Source organism: Actinoplanes sp. NPDC049548, assembly GCF_040676695.1.
Lineage (GTDB): Bacteria > Actinomycetota > Actinomycetes > Mycobacteriales > Micromonosporaceae > Actinoplanes.
In genome coordinates this window covers 1-2,479 of the sequence record NZ_JBFAPM010000064.1, presented here as the reverse complement: position 1 = coordinate 2,479, position 2,479 = coordinate 1, and the positions used below count along the sequence as shown (strand labels likewise).

Annotated in this window: 1 protein-coding gene; it reads left to right on the top strand. The window is 70.5% G+C overall.

Features of this window, described 5'->3' with window-relative positions:
- Nucleotides 1–2,479, top strand: a 2,479-nt coding sequence (locus AB0J80_RS38455) for a condensation domain-containing protein (protein WP_364714775.1), incomplete at both ends; no start/stop codon positions are given.

The window sequence follows — 2,479 nt, the reverse complement described above, 5'->3', positions numbered from 1 at the left end:
GTGATTTACACGTCGGGTTCGACCGGCACACCGAAGGGTGTGGTGGTCACCCACCGCGGTCTGGGGAACCTCGCGGCAGCGCAGATCGAGCGGTTCGGTGTGACCACGCGGTCGCGGGTGTTGCAGTTGGCGTCGTGGAGTTTCGACGCCGCCATCTCCGAGATGTGCATGGCCCTGCTCTCAGGTGCGACGTTGGTCCCGGCTTCGTATGAGGCGCTGGAAGGCGGGACGCACGCGACGATCCCGCCATCGGTGCTGGCCGCGGTCGACGAGCTGCCCGCATCGATCGAGACGATCATCGTGGCCGGTGAAGCCTGCCCGTCGTGGCTGATCCAGCGGTGGCAGGGTCGTCGTCTGGTCAATGCGTATGGGCCGACTGAGGCGACGGTGTGCGCCACGATGAGCGGTCTGTTGGTGGACCAGGCGCCGATTGGTCGGCCGATCGCGAATACCCGGGTGTATGTGCTGGACGAGTTTCTGCGTCCGGTGCCGCCGGGTGTGGTGGGTGAGTTGTATATCGCCGGTCCGGGGCTGGCGCGCGGTTACCACAGCCGTCCAGGGCTGACCGCTACCCGGTTCGTCGCCGACCCGTTCGGTGGTGGGCGGCTCTACCGCTCGGGGGACCTGGCCCGGTGGACGGCCGACGGTGAGCTGTTCTTCGCGGGTCGGGCGGATGCGCAGGTGAAGGTGCGCGGGTTCCGGGTCGAGCTGGGTGAGGTCGAGGCGGTCCTAGCCGGGCATGATGACGTAGACCAGGTTGCTGTGGTGGTGCGCGACGAGCGTCTGGTCGCGTACACGGTCTCCGGTGTTGATGGCGACGCCCTGCGGGAGTTCGCCGCCGAGCGTCTTCCCGACTACATGGTTCCCGCCGCCGTGGTGAGACTGGACGCGTTGCCCGTCACGGTCAACGGCAAGCTCGACCAGAGCGCCCTGCCGAGCCCGGACTCCGCCTCCGGCGGTCGCCTACCCGCCACTCCCGTCGAGGAGCTCGTCGCCGGAGTGTTCGCGGGCGTACTGGACGTGGACCGGGTGCCGGCCGACCGGTCGTTCTTCGACCTCGGCGGCGACTCGCTCGCCGCCATGCGCCTCGTGTCCCGCCTCCGCTCCACGCTCGGCATCGACGTCAGCTTCAGCGACCTCTTCAGCGAGTCCACCGTGGAGGCGGTCTCCAGGCTCGCCGCCGTCGGCGCTGGGCAGGGCCGACCCGCGCTGACCCGCCGGGAACGCCCCGAGCACCTGCCGCTGTCGTACGCTCAGCAGCGCCTGTGGTTCCTCAACCGCCTCGAGAGCACCGGCGAAGGCGCCGCCTACAACCAGCCCTTCGCCGTACGCCTGTCGGGAGACCTGGATGTCGCCGCGCTGGAGGCCGCTTTCGGCGACGTAGCGGACCGGCACGAGACCCTGCGCACCATCTTCCCGCAGATCGACGGCGTGGCCGTGCAGCGCATCCTCGACGGCCCCGCGGCACACCCGCCGTTCTCCGTCGTGCCGGCCACCTCCGAGAACCTGGCCGCGCTCGCCGCCGAGTTCGCCGCGCCGGGCTTCGACCTCGGCGCCGACCTGCCCTGGCGGATCCGCCTGCTGGATCTCGGAACCGAGTTCGTGCTGATCATCGTCGCGCACCACGTCGCGGTCGACGGCTGGTCGATGGGCGTGCTGACCCGCGACCTCGGCGAGGCGTACACGGCCCGCCTGCACGGGACCGCTCCCGACTGGTCGCCGCTTGCCGTGCAGTACGCCGACTACGCCCTGTGGCAACGCGAGGTGCTCGGGGACCTGAACGACGAGGACAGCCTCATCGCCGGGCAGCTGGCGCATTGGCGGCAGGCCCTGGCGGGCGCGCCGGCCGAGCTGGTCCTGCCGGTCGACCGGCCCCGGCCTGCGACGCCCAGCTTCCGAGGCGCCACCGTGCCGTTCGAGGTGGACGCGGCCACGCACGCCGCGCTCACGCGGCTGACGCAGCGCAGCGGAACCACCATGTTCATGGTCGTGCACGCGGCCCTGTCGGCTCTGCTCTCCCGGGTCGGCGCCGGGACCGACATTCCCTTGGGTACGGCCATCGCTGGGCGAGGTGAAGCCGCACTGGACGAGCTCGTCGGATTCTTCGTCAACACGCTCGTGCTGCGGGCGGACTTGAGCGGGAACCCGTCGTTCACCGAGGTGTTGCGCCGGGTCCGGGAGAGCGACCTGGCCGCGTACGCCAACCAGGACGTCCCGTTCGAGCGGCTGGTGGACGATCTGGCGCCGGAGCGGTCGTTGAGCCGCAACCCCCTGTTCCAGGTGAACCTCGCGCTGCAAAGCGTCCCCGCGGAAGGCGGCGGGTGGAGTCTGCCCGGCGTCACCGTCCGTCCTGAGGCGGCCGCCGAGGACGCCCCGGCCCGCTTCGACCTCTCCTTCGATCTGGTCGAGCGGCGGGAGTCCGATGGGAGTCCGGCTGGGTTGGTGGGCGGGATTCTGTTTGCGACGGATCTGTTCGACG